Genomic DNA, 20,058 nt, shown 5'->3' with positions numbered 1-20,058 from the left:
TTAAAATTTAAAACACCAGTTTAAACCAGGATTATAACTAATTTGTCCGTTTTTAACCTCTAACGGACTCTCAACATTATTGGTGTACAAATTTCCCGTTCCTAATCCCTGTGGCATCGTTACATTTTTCTCGTAAGTAAATTGAGAAATAGCATTTAAACCAATATTACTCTCTAACGCGCTTGTATTCCACCAGCCAATATTATTATTTTCAGCTAGGTCTATCCATTGCTGAGTTCCTTTAAACCCACCAATAAGACTCGGTTTAAATATCAGATATTGGGGTTGTATGGTTTGTAGTAATGTTTTCTTTTTTGTTACATCAAAGACACCTATCAACTCTTCGTCTAGGGCAATTGGCAATGGAGTTTCGGCACAAAGCTTTGCCATTTCTTCCCAATTTCCCTGTTTTATCGGCTGTTCTATGCTATGAAGTTTTAATTCACTTAAACGCTTCAGTTTTTCTAATGCATTTTTAGGATCAAAAGCACCATTAGCGTCTACGCGTAGTTCTATTTCTTCTGCAGAATATTGTGACCGAATATATTTAAGCAATTCGATTTCAGTATCAAAATCTATAGCTCCAATCTTCATTTTGATGCAATTAAAGCCCGATCTCAATTTATCTTCTATCTGGGATTTCATAAAATCCTTTTCCCCCATCCAGATGAGTCCGTTTATTGCAATGGCATCTTCGCCTTTTGTAAATGCTGAGGAAAATAATTCAAACTCATTTTCATTTTTGAGCGACTGAAAAGCCATCTCGATCCCAAACTGAATACTAGGAAATTCAACGAGCGCTTCCCAAAGTTCATTTTTTCCAAGATGGATATTTTCACAGGCCCATTTTAGCTTTGTTTCATAATCTGGCCTGTCGTCGATACTTAACCCACGTAAAATGCCGCATTCACCATAACCAAAATTATTACCATCCTCTATTTTGATAAACCAGGTTTCCTTAACAGTAAGAACGCCCCGCGAAGTTCCGCTGGGGCGTTTAAAATTTAAAATATACTTTTTATAAGTTGCTTGCAACTGCGTTGTCTTTAGTCTGTTAGTATTTTAGATTTTTAGTAAACTAGAATGAAATTCTTGTTAGAATTTTTAATAATTTTAATGTCGGATTATGATCTTAATGTGGTTCTAAGTTTTGAAGTCATTTTTATTATTTTGTGTAATTTCTGCGAAAATTCTTCAAAAGTATTCAAATCTAAAAAATTAAGATCATTTATAATGATTAATTGCATTTCCAATTCGTAACATGAACCTAGCGCAATCGCTAAAAAATCTAACATTTCAATCTACTAATAATCGAAGATTCCAATAATCTAATATTCTTTAAAATTAAACACTTAATTTTTCACCAATATCCAATAAGATCAACTCCTTACCTTTATCCGCAAATTTCTTTTTAGCTTCAGCATGATCAATTTCGATATAACCAAAAGTATCATAGTGACAGCCTAAAATTCGCTTACACTCAATAAAATCACTGGCAATGACCGCTTCATCTGGCCCCATAGTAAAATTATCTCCAATTGGTAATACCGCTAAATCGAGTTTGGTAAATAACGGAATTAACTTCATATCCATACTTAAAGCCGTATCTCCGGCGATATAGAGATTTTTCTCTCCTGTTTGAATAACAAAACCACCCGGTAATCCACCAGAGGCACCATCAGGGAAGGTACTACTATGCCAGGCCTGTACATACTTTACCTTTCCAAAATCAAATTGCCAACTCCCTCCATGATTCATTGGATGTACCTTAAATCCTTTTTCCTCGTAATAGGAAGCGATTTCGGCATTACTTACAATAACCGCACCTGTATTTTTTGCCACGGTTTCTACATCTAAAACATGATCCTGATGGGCATGTGTTACTAAAATATAATCTGCTTTTATTTCTTTTAAATTGATTTTATCCTTTGCGTTTTCATTTCCTGAAATAAAAGGATCTACCAGAATATTAATATCTCCTATTGCAAGGCCAAGACAATTTTGACCATAAAATGTAAGTTCCATAACAATTTTATTTGATTTGCACCTAAAATACTAATTGATGCCTGGAGAAATAGAATTTAGAATTCTATAATTTTGTTAAACTTCAGCTTAAAAAATCTGGCCAACAGCAAATAGTAAAGACATGCCAAATGTTGATAGTGCCAGTACCTTAAGCTCTGGATCCAGTAAAGCCGGAGACTCATTTTGCATCACTCTTTTAAGGTGAAGAATAAGCGGAATAAAGGCGATATAAAAAATAATATCATCCCATCCTTCAAAAATCAGGGCTGAATATATCGTCATAAGAAAGATGGCTCCAAGAATTAAAAAATAGTGATAGGTTTTTGCTCCTTTCTCGCCCAATTTTACCGCTAAAGTAATTTTTCCTGATCTCTCGTCAGGCACTCTATCCCTCATATTATTAAGATTAAGCACACCAGCACTTAAAAGTCCTATGGCTGCAGCCGGTATAAGCACTGTCCAATCAAAATCATTGACATAAAGAAAAAAGGATCCAAAAACCGCGACGATCCCAAAGAAAATAAATACGAAAATATCCCCTAAACCACGATAGCCATAAGCGGAGTTTCCTACGGTGTATTTTATTGCCGCCACAATAGAGGCTACACCTAAGCCAATAAAAATAAGACTATACATAAAATCCTCACTATCAAAGGATGCATAGATCAAACAAATAGCCAGGATAAAGGTGATGATCGAAGTGAGGATAATTCCCCTTTTCATTTCAGCATGCGATATTAATCCACTTTGGATGGCTCGTTGCGGGCCTATACGTTCATCGTTATCTGTTCCCTTTACTCCATCACCATAATCATTTGCAAAATTAGATAATACCTGAAGCCCCAATGTTGTGGCCAGTGCCAATGAAAAAATTCCCAGACTAAAATAGCCTTGCTGGGCTGCGATGGTGCTGCCCACTAAAATTCCCGAAATGGATAAAGGCAAAGTTCGTAATCGGGCAGCATTTACCCAGGAATTTATTTTTCTCATTTAACGCATTATTTTAACCAACACTTCTTTTAAAAGATCTCCTGAAGATAAATTTACGGCACCAACCCCTTTACTCTTTACATCAGCTTCCTGCAAAACATTTATCGCATAACTCACTTTTTTCATCGGATAATTTCTGGCAGCCACGGTATAATCGTTCACAAAATAAGGATTTACCTTTAGCTGTTTTGCCACATTCATTTTTGATTTATCTGATAAACCATGATATTGCAACAATTGCGAAAAATAAGAGAACAATAGGGATATGGTAACCACCAGCGGATTATCTTTTGGGTTTTGCGAAAAATAGTTGATAATGCGATGTGCCTTTATCTCGTCTTTTAAACCAACAGCTTTACGTAACTCAAAATTATTGAAATCTTTACTAATTCCAATATTTTGTTCAATTAGCTCTGGTGTAACATCGGTTCCTTTTTCACAAACCAATTGAAGTTTTTGCAATTCATTATCGATTTTCCCCAAATCTGTGCCTAGAAATTCAACCAGCATTTGGGAAGCTTTTGGAGATATTCCCAAACTTCTGGATTTTAAATTTCTCACAATCCAATCTGAAACCTGGTTCTCATATAGTTTTTTACTATCCAGAATTACTCCACTTTTCTTGATAGTTTTATACACCTTTTTACGCTTATCCAGCGTTTTATGTTTATAGCAAAGGACCAAAACTGTTGTTGGTTGTGGATTTTCAGCATAATCACTTAGTTTATCGATTGTCCTTGCAAGATCCTGAGCTTCTTTTACAATCACCACCTGTCTCTCGGACATCATAGGATAGCGCTTGGCATTTCCCACAATGTCATCAACATTGGTATCGCGACCGTACATAATGATTTGATTAAATCCCTTTTCTTCTTCATGCAATACATTGTCCTCGATATAATCGGCAACTTTATCCACAAAATAAGGTTCTTCTCCCATTAAAAGATAAATAGGAGCAATTTTTCCATTTTTAATATCGGTCACAATTTGTTTTGCGTCATCCATGCAGAAAAAGAATCTTTTAGGCTGAAATTAGTTTTACCCGTAAAGGCTTTTAGATGTTGTATTCTTTAGTATTTTTGAGGTCTATGATCGACCTTAATTTTCCAAAATATAATTTCAGGTTCAAAAATAGTCAAAATAAAATAGCTGTTTTCGACGAACTAAGGAAAAAATTTATCATTCTCACTCCAGAAGAATGGGTACGCCAACATTGTACGCAATTCCTCAGGCAGGAAAAAGAATTCCCAAAAAGTCTTATTAATGTTGAAAAGCAACTGAAGATAGGCAAATTAACCAAACGTTACGATGTTGTGGTTTATAATAATGATGGCAGTATACACCTTATTGTAGAATGCAAAGCACCACATATTAAGATCACCCAAAATGTTTTCGATCAGATTGCGCAGTATAATATGACCTTAAATGCAGAATATTTAATGGTAACCAATGGTTTATCCCATTATTATTGCAAAATGAATTACGAAGCCGGCGAATATGAATTTCTACAGGAAATCCCTGCTTACAAATCGGCATAAATGAAAATAGCAATTGTCATATTAAATTGGAATGGGAAAGCTTTGTTAGCACAATTTTTGCCTTCGGTGATCCAATTTTCTTCGAAAGCGAATATTTATGTCGCCGATAATGCTTCCACCGATGATTCTATCGATTTCTTAAGAAATGCTTATCCTGAAGTAAAAATCATTCAGAATAAAGAAAATGGCGGCTATGCCAAAGGATACAACGATGCATTGAAAGATATTTCAGAAGAGATCTTAATTCTTTTAAATAGTGATATTGAAGTAAGCAAGGACTGGCTAAACCCGATTTTGGATATTTTTCACAAGGAATCTAAAACTGCCGCCGTCCAACCCAAAATATTAGACTTTAAGAATAAATCGTATTTTGAATATGCCGGAGCTGCAGGTGGATTTATTGATAAATATGGTTTTCCGTACTGTCGTGGAAGGATTTTTGAAACTATCGAAGAAGATAAAGGCCAATATAATGATGAAGTTGATATTTTTTGGGCTAGCGGTGCCTGTTTAGCAATAAAAAATGCTGTATTTAAAGAAGTTGGAGGTTTTGATGAAGATTTTTTTGCCCACCAGGAAGAAATAGATTTATGCTGGAGAATAAAAAATCTTGGTTATTCGATAAAATACACTGGAAAATCATGCGTTTATCACGTTGGAGGGGCAACATTAGATAAAATGAATCCTAAAAAGACCTTTTATAATTTTAGAAATAGTCTTTTTATGCTGGTTAAGAACCTTCCTAAAGAAAAAATGCGTAAAATTGTGTTGCAAAGAATGGTTTTAGATGGTATTGCCGGACTTAAATTCCTTTTTCAGGGAGATTTAAGACATTTTTTGGCGGTATTAAAAGCTCACTCTGATTTTTACGTCAATTTTTCCAAAATGACTAAAAAAAGAATTGAAAAATCATCTAAATTTACATACTTTGATGTAAAATCTATCGTTTTTGAATATTTTGCATTAAAAAAAACAACTTATAAAAAATTAATATAAAGCTCATCTAAAGTATTGTTAATACTACTTTTAAGCTTTATATTTTTTTGATACTTTTGGAAAATCTAACATTAACAATAATTACAATAAGTTATGAAAAAAATCATGCTTTTATCAGCCTCTGCGGCTATCTTGCTATCTTCATGTGTTTCTAATAAGAAATACGCTGAACTAGAAGCGAAACAAAAAGAAACTCAAGACCAGCTTAATACCGCCACTGTAAAATTAAATGCTTGTCTTGAAAGTAAAGACGAAATGACTGAAAGGATTAAAGTTCTTAATAATACAAATGCTGCTTTACTAAACAATGTTGGTGATCTTGCAACACTTTCTAAGAAAGAAGCTCAAAATTTAGAGCGTTCTCTGGAAAGCATCAAAGAAAAAGATCTTGCTATCAAAAGCATGAGAGATGCGATCAACAAAAAAGACTCTGTTACTTTAGCTCTTGTAACAAGCTTAAAAGGAGCTATTGGAAACATGAACGATGACGATATAGAAATTAATGTTGAAAAAGGTGTTGTTTACGTTTCTATTTCTGATAAATTATTATTTGACAGTGGTCGTTACAACGTAACTAACCAGGCTAGAGAAGTTCTCGGAAAAGTTGCTACAGTAATTAAAAATAAACCAGACATCGAGTTTATGGTAGAAGGTCATACAGATGACAAATCGATATCTACTTCTATGTTCCAGGATAACTGGGATCTTTCTGTAAAGAGAGCTACTTCTGTAGTTAGAATTCTTCAGGACGAGTTTGGTGTAGATCCTAAGCGTATGACAGCTGCAGGTAGATCTTACTACATGCCAGTAGCTTCTAACGCAACTGCTGAAGGTCGTGCTAAAAACAGAAGAACAAGAATCGTTGTTCTTCCTAAACTAGACCAATTCTACGGAATGATCGAAGAAGGTATGGAACAAGCTTCTAAAGCCTCCAACTAATAAGATCAACCATCTTAATATCAAAAAGCCACGCAATTGCGTGGCTTTTTTCGTATCATCCAAATCGATTATACATTTAATTTCTAAGATTTAAGAAAATCAACCACAATTTTGTTCACCTGTTCTTTATGCGTAAACACTATTCCGTGAGGACCACCTTCAATTACTTTGTACGTGCTGTTAGAGAGCATATTATCACTCTTTTCTCCTGCTGTTTTAATCGGTACAATTTCATCTGCGTCACCATGAACCACCAGTGTAGGAATATCAAACTTTTTTAAATCTTCTCTAAAATCGGTATATCCAAAAGCATCTATACAATCTAATGTTGCCTTTGCAGAAGCTTTAGTTGCAATAGTCCAGCAATAATGCAATTGCTGCTTACTAACTTTATCCTTGTTCTCTTCAAAATTCACAAACTGTTGTCCAAAATTCTCTAAAAAAGCTGCGCGATCCTTTCTAATTTCTTTCTTAAAGCCCTCAAAAACATCCTCTTCGATTCCTTCAGGATTATCCTTTGTCTTTAACATATAAGGCGGTACGGCAGAAATCAATCCTGCTTTCAGCAATTTTTTTGTTCCATATTTACCAATGTATCTCGCTACTTCTCCACCGCCCATAGAAAAACCGATGATAGAAACCTGAGTAAGTGTAAGTTTTTCTATAATATCATGTAGATCCTTCGCCAGGATATCATAATTATACTCTTCCCAGGGCTTATCGCTATCTCCAAAACCACGACGATCATAAGCAATCACTCGAAAGCCTTCATTTACTAAAGTTTCGATTTGATATTCCCACATACGATGACTTAAAGGCCACCCGTGAATTAAAATTACCGGTTTACCCTTGCCGTAATCTTCATAGAAAAGCTTAATGGGTTTTTCTTTTTCTACAGAAGTTGTTTCAATAAAACTCATAACTTATTTTTTATTTTCCCCTGAATTTAAATATTTAAGACTTCAAATCCTTAAATAAAATCCATCTTAACCAGTAATTAACTGAACGTAGCCATTATGTTATGATCTCATTAAAAATTTCTTTAGAGCTTGAGTTAAACGCAAAATCTTTCGTTAGTTCTAAACATGCCGATTTTTAAAATTGTAAAAATCTTACTCAAAATAAAAGAACATTTTTTTAGTATATTATATGACCAATTAATCAAAAACGACCATGATTTTAAGAATCCCTAAAAATGCAGAAAGGGCAAACATCCCTTTGCCACCAGAGGACGGTTTTTTTATCTCAGAGAATATTGCAAACCATTTAGATGTACCCCTACATTTTCATCCCGAATATGAATTATCTTTTATAGAAAACGGGAAAGGTTTAAAAAGAATCGTGGGAGACTGCCTGGAAGAGACCGTAACCCCGTCTCTTGCCCTAATAGGTCCTAATCTTACCCATGGTTGGGAGGCACACAAATGTATGCGGGAAGGCATTCATGAAATATCCCTGCATTTTCAGAACAAACTTTTTGGTGATCAGTTTTTAGGACTAAAAGTAATGCTACCTATTAAATGGATGTTAGAACAGTCTACCCAGGGAATTGCTTTTTCTCCCACTACCGCAAAGCAATTGTCACCAAAAATAAAAAATCTATCAAAAACAGCTGGCATCCAGTATATCCTGGAGCTTATTTTTATTTTACATGAACTGGCAATCTCTAGAAATAAGTGTTTATTATCTACCCCCCAGCAGTTTAAAAATCCTAAAGTAAATAGATTAGCGCTTGTGAATCATTATTTAAAACATCATTATAGTCGCAAAATAAAATTGGCTGAAATATCAAACTTTATGAACATGAGCCCGGGCTCTTTTAACCGTTTTATAAAAAAGAAAACCGGAAAAACCTTTACTGAATACACCAACTACCTAAGGCTAGGCTTTGCAGCGAAACAATTGATCGAAAAAGAAACAAGCATTGCTGAAATTGCTTTTAGCTGTGGGTTTAATAATATTGCACATTTTAACCGGGTCTTTAAGAAATATAAGCATTGTACACCCAGCGAATATCGTAAAGAGTTTAACTCACTTAAGTTGGTAGGATAAGAACTCTTAAAAACTGTTTCTTAAAATCACCAATCTAAAACCTAAGATCGGGCCCAATAGACCTCCTCTGGAAAACTTTTTTTGTAATTCTAAATCTACCAAAACGTAAGCGGACTATTATACGATCCTTAGGTAAGAATAAAAAAACTCCCGCTAATAAATAGCGGGAGTTTTTTAAAACGAAATTTATCTAATAACCAGGATTTTGCTGAAGCGTAGGTCCCTCTGCAGTTGTACTTAAATCTATTTGTCGCTGCGGAATAGGAAAATATCTATCGTTAGTATTAAATTCGGCTCCACGAACATCGGTGGTAATTTGCCCCTCGTATTGTACAAAATCGTTTAATACCTCTTGAGCTACCCCCCATCGAACCAAATCAAAGAATCGATGACCTTCCATTCCTAATTCCACCCTTCTTTCAAACATAATTGCTTTCATAGCCTGCTCTTTAGAAGTGAAATATCCATCGGGATAGCGCTGAACGTGATAATTTGCAGCATGATCTTCTGAAAATCCCTGCATCGGATTATCAGGATCTATATAATCTTTTAACCAACTATCAGGATGATCGGCTATCCTTCCGCGTACACGGTTTACATACGATAAAGCCATAGTTAAGCTTCCTGCCTGGGCTTCAGCTTCGGCGGCCATTAATAATACATCAGCAAATCTTAGAATATTTACGTTAATGGCATTTCCTGGTGCCCAGGCACTCTGGTCTGAAAATTCATCTGCATTATATTGCCAGTAGATGTGCTTTTTAGGTGCATAAGGCCCTCCGGAAGATTGTTCTCTTACCCAATCGTAACCTGGGTGATATCCCCAATCATGATATGGGATTCCGCGTCTGCCCACTGTCCAGTCTAGTCTTGGATCTAAAGATTGGGTATCTGGTGTAAAAGCCTCATTGGAAAGAATTCCCATATCGTTCTTTACAGGGGTATTATTATAGTTGTCCAGATAAGGTAATCCTGTACTCTCGCTAGTTCTAAATGCATTTACAAGATCTTGTGTAGGCTGATAAAAGCCACAACATCTAAACGGACTATTATAAGGATAAGATAACATAAGGCCCTGATTTGCATTTGCAATTGTATTGGTACCATCGTTAGCTACCATTTGTATGGCAAATATCGATTCACTACCATTTTCATATAAGGCATTAAAATTATGGTGATAATTGTCTAACAAAGCATAGGCTAAACCTCCAGAGGTTTTTCCAGAACTAATAACCTCGGTAAATATTTCTTTAGCTTCAGAAAATTTATCCTGAAAAAGATAGGTTTTACCAAGATAGGACGCAGCAGCCCATTTATTGGCACGCCCTATTTCGGTTTGTGTTTCAGGAAGATTTTCATAAGCATATTTGAAGTCTTCTTCAATATATGGCCAAATATCCATATCGTTAGAGACATAATAATCTTCTGTAGTCTCATCGATCCAGGGCACCATATCAAACATCTTTTTCAATTCAAAATAATAATGCCCTCTTAAAAAACGTGCCTGTCCTGATATATTTGCTTTAACATCCTCAGCTATCCCTTCGGTTTCATTCAATACTTTTAATACGGAATTAGCTCGGGTTACCCCCTCGTAAACCGCTTTCCATTTCGAATTAAAAAAGCCATTACTGGCATCTACACTATAAGTTGCTATAGAATTTATTGCTGGTTGATCCCCTCCGTCACTTCCTTTATGGGCATCACCTCCGCTAATATCACCGTAAATCCAATTAGAAGGCGCGGCTTCCCAGGGAGATCCTCCACCCAGTGCGAGCACAGTACCATTATCCTCATCCTGACCGTCTAAAGCCGCATAAGCCGCTATTAATAGCGCTTCTACTCCTTTTTCATCGCTTAAAGTCTTATTGTCCAGTGTTCCGTAAGCGGGTTTATCTAAAAAATCCTCTGAGCAGCTATGGAATACTACCATACCTAATATCCCTGCTGCAACTATATAAATTGTTTTTTTCATATCACTCTTTTTTAAAACTAGAAACTAAGGTTTACACCAAAAATTAATTTTTTAGGGGTTGGATACGCGCCCTCATCAATACCAAAAGCCGTGGCAGAACCGGTAAGTTCAGGGTCTATACCAGAATATTTAGTAATTGTAAAAAGGTTAGCGCCCTGTACATACAGATGTAATTGGCTAAAACCTATTTGATCTAAAAACGCATCCGAAAAGCTATATCCCAACTGAATATTACGCGCCCTTAGATAAGATCCGTCCTCTACAAAATAGGAATTTGGAACATTTGCGGTACTAAAGCTGCCTCCTGTTTCCTGTATAGGAGCCGATGCATTATTATTTTCAGGGGTCCAGGAGTCATATAAAGCAGTATAGCTTTTTGCCCCGTTAAAAGAACTATAGAAATCATGCCACCAGGTAACCTGATTCCAAATATCATTCCCATAAACACCGTATAAAAACATGCTAAAATCCCAATTTTTATAGGTGAGCTCAATATTTAAACCAGCCGTAAAATCTGGATTAGGATTTCCTAAAAACTTACGATCTTCACTGCTAATCAAACCGTCCCCATTAGTATCTTCGTAACGAAAACGACCTACCCCTATATCTGACTGATACTCTGCGCTTGGATCGCCCAAAATTTGTTGTGCCTGTTGATTGGCTTCATCTACTTCTGCCTGGCTGTTCCAAAATCCAACGATATTATATCCAAAAAACTGTCCAACAGAATGTCCTATAGCATTTCTTACAATACTACTTCCGTTAAACCTGCGAGCTTCTTCATCAAAATAAGAAACCCCATCTGCTATATTCCTAATTTCATTAGTATAGGTGGTAAACGTAAGTGTTGAATTCATTTTAAAATCTGAAGTCAGATCGAAAAATGCCGTGGCAGAAAGGTCTAATCCACTATTCTGCATTTTAGCGATATTCACATAGGGTGCTTGAGATACTCCCGCGGTTCCAGGTAATTCGGGATTATATAATAAATCTACCACGTCTTTACGGTAATAATCTGCTGAAATTTGTAGGCTCCTGTTGAATAAACTGGCATCGATCCCAATATTTGCATTTATATTTTTCTCCCATTGAGCGCCAGGATTACCTATACGTAATCGTTGAAAACCTTCTATGATATTACTATTAGTCCCATTCAAATCGTAATAAGAAGATACTCTGCTACTACCGTAGGTGGTAAAGGCATTAGCTGGATCAACGTTATTTTGGTTACCCATTACCCCATAACCACCTCTCAATTTCAAATCGTTTATCCAATCTACATCCTCCATAAACGCTTCTTTACTAATTCTCCATCCCGCACTTGCTGCTGGAAACCACCCATGTCTTGGATTGGTAAACCTGGAGGTCGCATCCCTACGTATAGTTGCACCTAATAAAAAGCGATCGTTAAAGGTATAATCTAGCCTTCCAAAGAGCGAAAAAAGAGCATCTTCAGTATAAATTCCATTGTTGGTTTGTGTACCGGAGCCGGTCCCTAAATTGACATAATTAGGATCGAAAGAATAAAAACCCTGAGTAATTGCCGTGATTAATTTATATTGATTGGAATAGGCTTCGCTACCTATTAATACTGTTAAGTCATGAAGATCATTAAACGTATTTTGATATTGAAGCGTATTGGACCACGTCCAGTTATAGCCGGTACCTGCATCTTCTGTGAGCTGATTATAGGTGGTGTTTTCCGCATTTTCATAAGTGGGATATGCAAATGTCTTTGCGGTTGAGTTAGAATACGTACCTCCAAAGCTAGTCCTTGCGGTAAATTTTTCCAGAAAATTTAATTCTGCAAAAATATTTCCGAAAACCTGATTGGTTTTGCTATAATTATTCCGATTTCTTTCTAAAATAGCCACAGCATTCTGAGAATTTCCTAGTGATGGGGCCTGGGTACCGGCAAAATTCCCTGCTATATCATATACCGGTATGATTGGCTGACTGCGGTAGGCATGGTTTATAGGGTTCTCTCCGGTTACATCAACTCGATTACCATCAGAAAGCGAAAAAGAAATATTCTCCCCTATCCTAAAGTTATCGGTAATGTTAAACTGACTGTTTACCCTGATGTTATACCGTTCAAAATAAGTGTTGATCAAGGTTCCGTCCTGGTTCATATAATTTAAAGAGAATAAGAAGTTTCCTTTTTCCCCACCCTGACTTACAGCGATATTATGGTTGGTGATAGGTGCATTATTAAAGATCTCCTGAAACCAGTTAGTGCCATTCTGGTTCGCTCTAATAATTTGGTTAAAGCCATTTACGGCATCAGAACTTGTATAATAGGGATCTACGTAATATGTAGATTCATCAACTTCACCTTGAGCGGCTCCTCCTGGCAAAATATAATAAGGAAGTACGGGTTGTGCTCCAGACCCATATTGCCTATCGGTAATGCCTGCCCCGGGGTTGGTATTTTCCATAGCCCTCCATCTAAGGTCTGCATGCTCCTGCGGACTAAGTATATCGTAAACATTTCCTTTAGGAACTATTTGCGTACCGTAAAAGGCATTGTAATTAACTTTAAGTCCGCCCTTTCCTTTTTTAGTCGTTATAATTATCACTCCGTTGGCGGCACGAGCACCATAGATAGAAGCAGAGCCGGCATCTTTGAGCACCTGCATGTTTTCGATATCATTTGGGTTTAAGTAATTGATATTTTGTGTAGGTACTCCATCTACAACATATAAAGGAGTACTGTCCCCAAAGGTATTAATCCCACGAATCCTTACCTGTGGCGCCTGGCCAGGTTGCCCAGAACTGGTAACGGTTACCCCTGATGCCTGTCCTTGTAACTGTTCGGTGACCTGCGGACTGGGCTGTCTGCCCATACTTTCCATATCTACTACGGAAACGGCTCCGGTTAAATCTGCTTTTTTCTGGGTTCCATATCCCACCACCACAACTTCATCGAGTGCTGAGGTTGCTGGTGCAAACGAAACTTGCAATTCGGTTTTGCCATTTACGACAACTTCCTGGGTTTCATAACCCACAAAGCTAAAAACCAGAATTGCATCTGAAGGAACCTCTATTGCAAATTCGCCGTCAAAATTTGTGAGTACCCCATTAGAGGTTCCTTTCTCCACAACATTTACACTGGGAACAGGCATGCCCGTATCTGCTTCGGTGACCATACCGGTTACCAGTATATTCTCCTGAGCCAGTAAGGATATTGGTAGTATCAATAAAATTATTGCAAGTAATGGTACTTTCATATATAGTTTTTTAGTTGGTTATATAAATATGATTTATAGTAAATTACCTTTGGGCGATACCATAAGGCATTACCATACCATCCTCATTCTGATAATTATCAGAACGGGATTAATGCATTTAATCTCGATTATCGAGTAAAGGCTAACTTCGCTAATTTTAGTTTTGGTGGGTGGGGTCTATAACTAAGAGCAACATTTAAAATTGCTAAATTAAGATGTAAAATATTTTCTTTTCAGAAAGACATATTGGCTGTAGGGTTTAAAATAATTCATAAGGTTAAGGGGGTAAACTATAAAAAAATACAATACCGAAATTAAAAATCCTAACGACAAATTTTATAAACCTATTTAAACGAAAACGTTTTAGTAAATACATTTTATATTTTTTTATCGATTATATTTTTTAGTATTAATCCTGTGAAATTTTTCTTGATGGATTATTGATTCATTTCGAAGAATTGAATAATCAAACGAATAGATATCAAAGAAAAAACTATAATTCGAATATAAAGAAATGCTTAAAGTTGGGATAATACTTATTTGTCAAAAAGTAATACTATTTTGTCAAATTATCTATTTCAAAATATTTTTGTATTAAATCATTAAAAAATCAAAAATAATTTAAGTCAATATTATATAAAGACTGATTTCAGATGATTAATCTACCAAATTATCAATACCGACTGAATAATGCGTTCTTTTTTATAAAAAAGGAAAGGTATAAAATAGAGTCTGGCCTTAATCACCTCCTTCGAACTCTTCCACTGTTTTTTATGCGCTTAGATAGACGCTATTTCAAAAAAACAGGTATTCTTTATTAATTATCGAAGCCAATTTGTTCTATATTAAAATAAGTATCTGCCCTGTCAGTAAGTAAACTTAAACTTATTGTAGACCGAATTCTAAATTCCAAAGTTTCCCCTTTTTCCAGCCTTACCAGCCCGTTTATTACCCGTGAAGGAGGATTTACTCCTACATCTATTAGTAATACATTAATCCGAATATTGGAATAATAGTCTCTGGCAATATAAGTTTCCTGGCCACCTAAATTTCGTTTTACGGCAGCTATTCCTATATCACCAATAAAAATTTGATTCATTGTTATTTTTGCATCAATCCGATATATACCAGAAGACTTAGCTGTAAATATATTACTGCTTGTATTAAACTCTGAGTTACTATCAAATTCTGTATTATTAAATCTCAATTTTTGCCAGGAATTCAAGCTTATATTTAAACTTAATATGGCGTTTGTGGTAGACATTCCTCCTTTTACGATGGTCTTGCCTACTGCATTTATTACCTTAACAGCGGGTATCCGCTTTACTATTCCTTGTCCATCAATAACTAAAATAGAATCTTTAGCACTGGCCAGGCCCCCTATTGGTGTAGTGCCGATCCTCAGTGTACCATTAACATCTAATTTAGCTTTGGGATTCGTTGTTCCTATACCTACCTGACTATAAATTGAATCACTTAAAAGCATTAGGGTAGAAAGGATTAAAAATTGATAAATTTTATGTTGTGTTTTCATAAGCGCTCTTTTTTATTTTACGATAATAAAATTAGATCTGCGATTTTCTTCATGTTCTTCGTCATTACACTCTACACCATTAACACAGCGGTTAAGGATTTCTATTTCTCCGTAGCCTTTGATGCTTACAATTCGGTTTTCAGCAATACCCCTCGAGATTAGATAGTTTTTAGTTGATTTTGCGCGATTTTGAGATAACAATAAATTATAGGTATCACTGCCCCGGGAATCTGTATGGGACTCGATTTTAATTTTCATCTCGGGAAAACTTTCCAATACATAAACAATATGATCTAGCTGTTTTGCCGCTCTGGGCCTGATATCATATTCATTAAATTCAAAAAATATAGGATCGATCTTTATTTTCTCTTCATCTCCATCAATTTCTACTAAATCGTTGTAAGAAGAGAGTAGAAAGTTTACGCCATCCAACGTATCGCGGTGTACATTTCCTGTAGTAATCGATTTTACAGCTATAGAATAGTTATTTTTGGTACCAGTAACTAAGAATGTATTATTACAGGGAACTTGTGCTAAATAGATTCCCTTGCTATCGGTCATCACCTTTTTTATCTTGGTATCGAACTGATTTTTGATGATTACAGATGCATTCGCTAGTGGTTTTTTAGTAAGCGAATCCAAAACTTTTCCCGCCATCAATTGATAACAGGAACGGGTAAAATAGTAAATATCATCATCACCTTTACCTATACTTCGGTTAGACGACATATAACCTTCTTCTTGATTTTCAGCAATGATATACGAAAAATCATCCTTACTGCTATTAACAGGTTTTCCTAAATTCTGCGGAACACTAAACCGAAAATCCCCCAAATTTTTAGCCTGGAAAATATCCAAACCACCTAAACCATAATGCCCGTCTGAAGAAAAATATAAAAAATCATTCTGATAATATGGAAACATCTCCCGACCTTCGGTATTGATTTGAGCCCCAAGGTTTTTTGGTAGTGTCGTACTCCCATCTGGATTTAGTTGAACCATATAAAGATCTGTATCTCCATATCCCCCTGGCATATCCGAGACAAAAAATAAATATTTCCCATCTGCACTAAGCGCGGGATGTCCAACCGAATACTCCTTGCTATTAAAAATTAGGTCTTCTATACCCTTAACTTCACCTTCTACAATATGTCCTCGCATCACATGAAAATTATTCACCCCGTTTTTATTAGACCATTTGTTATTTTTGCTCATGTTAGTGGTATAGTATATGGTATCCAATGCGTTAGAAAATGCTATAGTTGCATCGTGATAACGCGAAGCTAAACCTTCCATAAACAGTTGTTCATTTATAAGCTCGCCGTTATTTTTAGTGCGATCAGCGATATACAGGTCTAAATATGGCTGCTGATTCCATACATATATTTTATTACTAGTTTCATTATTTTTTTTGCTTGAAGAATACACTAACTGATCGCCATAAAATGCAGCACCGAAATCTGAATTCTCACTATTAATCGATAAATTATAAAGCACGTAATCTGAACTTTCTTCCTTCAAATCGCGGAGTTCTTTTCTCTGCTCTTTAAACCGATTGATAAGCATAGGATTTTTTTGACGTTTTAAATAAATTTCAGCTAACGCGTCAGCTTTTTCATAATCCTGCACACCACGCAAAGTTTGGATATACTTAAACAAATACTCGTTTTCCATCGCCTCTCCCTGGATTTTGTACAATTGGGCATACCATTTTAAAGCCTGTGGGATCTTACTAATAAAATAGTGAGCATCCCCGGCATTCTTAAGGGTTTCTATTTCTCTTTTATCAGTTTTTTCTAAATAATCTTCATAAACTTTTGCGGCCTCTATATAATTCATCTCCTCAAATAATTGATCAGCATGCTTCACACGCTGTGCCTGAAGCGATATACCCAGAATCAAAAAAATCGATACTATATAATAGTTTTTCATAGCGATTAAGATTAGAAAAAGCGAGGAGATTTAATTTTATTATTCCCTTTCAAAAGGTCAAAACGCAATAGAATCTCGTGAGTACCATCATTATACTTAGTAAAATCTGTAGTGGTGTAATCATATGAGTAGCCGACAAACAAACTTCTGGAAATTTGAAAACCAGCCAGCAGGCTTACCGAGTCGTTCCAACGATAAGCCGCTCCTAAATTCAGAAATTCCTGTAATAAAAAATTTGCTGATACATCTACAGAGACCGGTGCACCGCTAACGGCCTTCACTAAAAAAGCAGGCTTAAGTTTCAAGTTTCTATTGATATCGAATACATACCCTCCCATTATGAAATAATGTAAACGATTGGAAAGAACCGCCTCCTGTATATCATCATAATAATCTGAGCGGATAAAATTGGGGATCGATGCTCCAATATACCAGCGATCAGAATACCAATAAGCACCTGCCCCCAGTGAAGGCATGATCCTACTGTCGATATTGTTATTTAAAAGTACATCTTCTGGATCGTAAAATCGTCCTTTACTCCAATCTACATTTAAAACACGGGCGCCCCCCTTTACTCCAAAGGCAAGCTTAGTGTAATATCCGGTTTGAATAGTATAAGAGAAATTAGCATCAGCAAAGACTTCGCTCGAAGGACCAAGTTTATCATTCACGATATTAAGTCCCAACCCCATTTTTTCATTTCGAAGTGGAGAATGCATACTAAAGTTTTGAGTCTCTGGAGCTCCATCCACACCCACCCACTGGCTACGATAAAGCAATAGTGCTTGCAAGCTTCCCGTGCTTCCCGCATAAGCAGGGTTAATTGACATGGTATTAAACATATACTGTGTATAGTGTGGATCCTGCTGTGCTATCACCTCTTTTGTTAGCATGAGCATAAGGAGAACAAAGCAGGATTTTAAGTTTTTATATATATAAGCTGTATTCATAATTCTATGTTTTCTTTAAGATTTAATTTTATTGATACATTATCTCATTATATATAACCATCCCTGGATGTTTACATCTTCTACTTCTCCTCTTCCATCTACCTTTAGGACATAGTAATAAGTTCCTACCGGTAAAGGCTTGTTGGTGAATATCGCACCTTTATTTGCCGTGCCATCCCAATCATTTTGGTATCCCCTGGTTTCATATACCAGATCTCCGTAGCGATTGTAAACCTCTAACTTGTTATTTGGATAATTCTCAATACAATCAATTCTGAATACGTCGTTGGATCCATCATTATTGGGAGTAAATTCATTATAAACAAGAAGACAAATTGGATTAATTGTAATTTGCGCCTCATTATTAGCGGCATTAGTATCTACTGGATCGCTAGATACGAGTTCTACCATATTCATATAATCGTCGCCTTCTAACACTTCTACCGTGACGCGAACTTCTGCGAACGCATTGGCTCTTAGCATTGGTATGCTCCATTCCTTACTTACCATACTGAATTCGCCCATTGCAGCGGTTACCGATTTTAATCGATATCCTGAATCAATTATATCACGAATCATGATATCCCTGAAATCACTATTCCCCAGATTATCAACCCTAATCGTGAAGGTAACATCATCACCAATCATTGGCGAGAGGTTATCTACGGAAATACTCAATGCAAGGTCTGAACAGTTGACTACGTTCACATCAATCATTTCCATAAGTTCTGTTGAGCAATTACCAGTATCCATGTATGAAACACTTACTGAAGTATTTAAAAGGCTTGTCCATCTTACGGTAACTGAATTATCAGACAATTCTCCGCCAGCTACAATTTCACCTCCATCAATATCCCACAAGTAATCTTCTTTACCGGAATCGGTAGTGTAAGTTACTTCCTGCATTAAACAAATTCCGTCTAAAAGACCATCTATAGTTGGTGCTATGTTTGTAGCTAAATTCACCCTTACCGCTAATAAATCATTACTTGCACAGCCACTGGCTGGATCAAAACCAGCATAATAGGTCATTCCATCTACCAGAACTTCTGTATCATCGAGTAAGGTATCCCCTTCTTCATCAGCATACCATACCACATTGCCTTCATTGGTCATCAAATCGGCTACCGTGGCTTCTGCGCAAAAACTTTGGGTAGCCATATCTGTTGTAGGGGTTCCCGGATCGCTAACATTAACGGTAATCATTGCCGCTTCACCCGGTAGGTTTTCACATACACCGTCTCCGCTTACCGTTACATAGTAAGTGGTCGTTTGCGTGGGCATCACTTCTAAATCGGTCAGTTGCATAGTCAGATCAGCATCTGTATAATATCTAATCGTAGCATTATTTACAGAACTCGTTGCCGCCAGTTCTACACTGCCGCCAGCACAGATATCGAAGTTCGTAGTCAACAGATCACCGGCGGTCGCAGTTGGTAGTACATCTACTTCAAATGGAATTCTTTCCTGAATCAGACAACTATTCCGGGTAATTTCTAAATAAAATATTTGGCTGGTATTTATTTCTGACGTTGTAAAACTTCCGCCCGTGGCCAATAGAGTTCCTCCCGTTGGAGCATCGTACCAAGAGTATGATAATCCTGTTTCGGTTATGATATCAAAATTTATTGTTTCTCCGGCACATATTTCTACGATATCATTATCGACTTCCACTTCTGGCACCACAATATAGGCGCCATAGATATCTACACTGGTCAAGGCCGATACCAATCCCGTATTACGGATCTCTACCCTATCATAAGTGTTCTTTGCTTCGAAAATTGCATTGAACCTATTGCCAGACAGCAGACTTAAGTTCACTAAGGCATCATTAACATTTAATTGTTGTACCGGGGTCGCCCCGTTATACAAAGTCACCTGTATTCCGCCAAGTACC

At 36.4% G+C, this 20,058-nt stretch carries 16 protein-coding genes; 4 read left to right on the top strand and 12 right to left on the bottom strand.

The window, feature by feature from the left end:
- The 5 genes from AC13DP_RS06160 to holA form a co-directional block, all read right to left on the bottom strand.
- Positions 1 to 1,035, bottom strand: a complete 1,035-nt coding sequence (locus AC13DP_RS06160; protein ID WP_347406509.1) for an o-succinylbenzoate synthase — start codon at positions 1,033 to 1,035, stop codon at positions 1 to 3.
- An 89-nt stretch (positions 1,036 to 1,124) separates the two neighbouring features.
- A complete protein-coding gene (locus AC13DP_RS06155) occupies positions 1,125 to 1,295 on the bottom strand; it encodes a four helix bundle protein (RefSeq protein ID WP_483067446.1) in 171 nt (56 codons plus the stop codon).
- A 49-nt stretch (positions 1,296 to 1,344) separates the two neighbouring features.
- The gene (locus tag AC13DP_RS06150; protein ID WP_347406510.1) at positions 1,345 to 2,025 is read right to left on the bottom strand and encodes a metal-dependent hydrolase; all 681 of its coding nucleotides are present in this window, start codon (positions 2,023 to 2,025) and stop codon (positions 1,345 to 1,347) included.
- Positions 2,026 to 2,112: 87 nt separating this feature from the next.
- Complete coding sequence (gene menA, locus AC13DP_RS06145) at positions 2,113 to 3,015, bottom strand: 1,4-dihydroxy-2-naphthoate octaprenyltransferase (protein WP_347406511.1); 903 nt, start codon at positions 3,013 to 3,015, stop codon at positions 2,113 to 2,115.
- Positions 3,016 to 4,020 (bottom strand): DNA polymerase III subunit delta, encoded by a 1,005-nt coding sequence (gene holA / locus AC13DP_RS06140; RefSeq protein ID WP_347406512.1) that lies wholly within the window; start codon positions 4,018 to 4,020, stop codon positions 3,016 to 3,018. It lies immediately after the preceding gene.
- An 83-nt stretch (positions 4,021 to 4,103) separates the two neighbouring features.
- On the opposite strand from holA, the gene AC13DP_RS06135 reads away from it, so the two are divergent.
- From AC13DP_RS06135 to AC13DP_RS06125, 3 genes are all read left to right on the top strand, one after another.
- Entirely contained in the window at positions 4,104 to 4,553 is a 450-nt protein-coding gene (locus tag AC13DP_RS06135) for a type I restriction enzyme HsdR N-terminal domain-containing protein (RefSeq protein ID WP_013072483.1), read from the top strand.
- Positions 4,554 to 5,549, top strand: a complete 996-nt coding sequence (locus AC13DP_RS06130; RefSeq protein ID WP_228252322.1) for a glycosyltransferase family 2 protein — start codon at positions 4,554 to 4,556, stop codon at positions 5,547 to 5,549.
- A gap of 93 nt (positions 5,550 to 5,642) precedes the next feature.
- Positions 5,643 to 6,488 (top strand): OmpA/MotB family protein, encoded by an 846-nt coding sequence (locus AC13DP_RS06125; RefSeq protein ID WP_013072485.1) that lies wholly within the window; start codon positions 5,643 to 5,645, stop codon positions 6,486 to 6,488.
- Positions 6,489 to 6,571: 83 nt separating this feature from the next.
- Here AC13DP_RS06125 and AC13DP_RS06120 read toward each other — a convergent pair whose 3' ends face one another.
- Positions 6,572 to 7,408, bottom strand: coding sequence for an alpha/beta fold hydrolase (locus tag AC13DP_RS06120; protein ID WP_013072486.1), 837 nt, complete (start codon positions 7,406 to 7,408; stop codon positions 6,572 to 6,574).
- A gap of 253 nt (positions 7,409 to 7,661) precedes the next feature.
- Here AC13DP_RS06120 and AC13DP_RS06115 point away from each other — a divergent pair, with 253 nt between their 5' ends.
- Positions 7,662 to 8,540, top strand: a complete 879-nt coding sequence (locus AC13DP_RS06115) for an AraC family transcriptional regulator (protein WP_347406515.1) — start codon at positions 7,662 to 7,664, stop codon at positions 8,538 to 8,540.
- A gap of 190 nt (positions 8,541 to 8,730) precedes the next feature.
- Here the strand turns inward: AC13DP_RS06115 and AC13DP_RS06110 are convergent, their stop codons facing one another.
- From AC13DP_RS06110 to AC13DP_RS06085, 6 genes are all read right to left on the bottom strand, one after another.
- A complete protein-coding gene (locus AC13DP_RS06110; protein WP_347406516.1) occupies positions 8,731 to 10,515 on the bottom strand; it encodes a RagB/SusD family nutrient uptake outer membrane protein in 1,785 nt (594 codons plus the stop codon).
- Between the two features lie 17 nt (positions 10,516 to 10,532).
- Complete coding sequence (locus AC13DP_RS06105) at positions 10,533 to 13,745, bottom strand: SusC/RagA family TonB-linked outer membrane protein (RefSeq protein WP_347406517.1); 3,213 nt, start codon at positions 13,743 to 13,745, stop codon at positions 10,533 to 10,535.
- An 817-nt stretch (positions 13,746 to 14,562) separates the two neighbouring features.
- Complete coding sequence (locus AC13DP_RS06100) at positions 14,563 to 15,279, bottom strand: hypothetical protein (protein WP_347406518.1); 717 nt, start codon at positions 15,277 to 15,279, stop codon at positions 14,563 to 14,565.
- A 12-nt stretch (positions 15,280 to 15,291) separates the two neighbouring features.
- Positions 15,292 to 17,211, bottom strand: a complete 1,920-nt coding sequence (locus AC13DP_RS06095; protein WP_483067445.1) for an OmpA family protein — start codon at positions 17,209 to 17,211, stop codon at positions 15,292 to 15,294.
- 11 nt (positions 17,212 to 17,222) lie between these two features.
- Positions 17,223 to 18,161: a PorP/SprF family type IX secretion system membrane protein gene (locus AC13DP_RS06090; RefSeq protein WP_041578963.1), complete on the bottom strand. Its 939-nt coding sequence runs from the start codon at positions 18,159 to 18,161 to the stop codon at positions 17,223 to 17,225.
- Between the two features lie 39 nt (positions 18,162 to 18,200).
- Positions 18,201 to 20,058: Ig-like domain-containing protein (locus AC13DP_RS06085; protein WP_483067444.1), on the bottom strand; the 1,858-nt coding region annotated here is incomplete at its 5' end.

The sequence above is a fragment of the Zunongwangia sp. L-65 genome (assembly GCF_056859415.1).
Note: the sequence above shows the minus strand (reverse complement) of the source record. Positions and strands in the feature narration are given on the sequence as shown.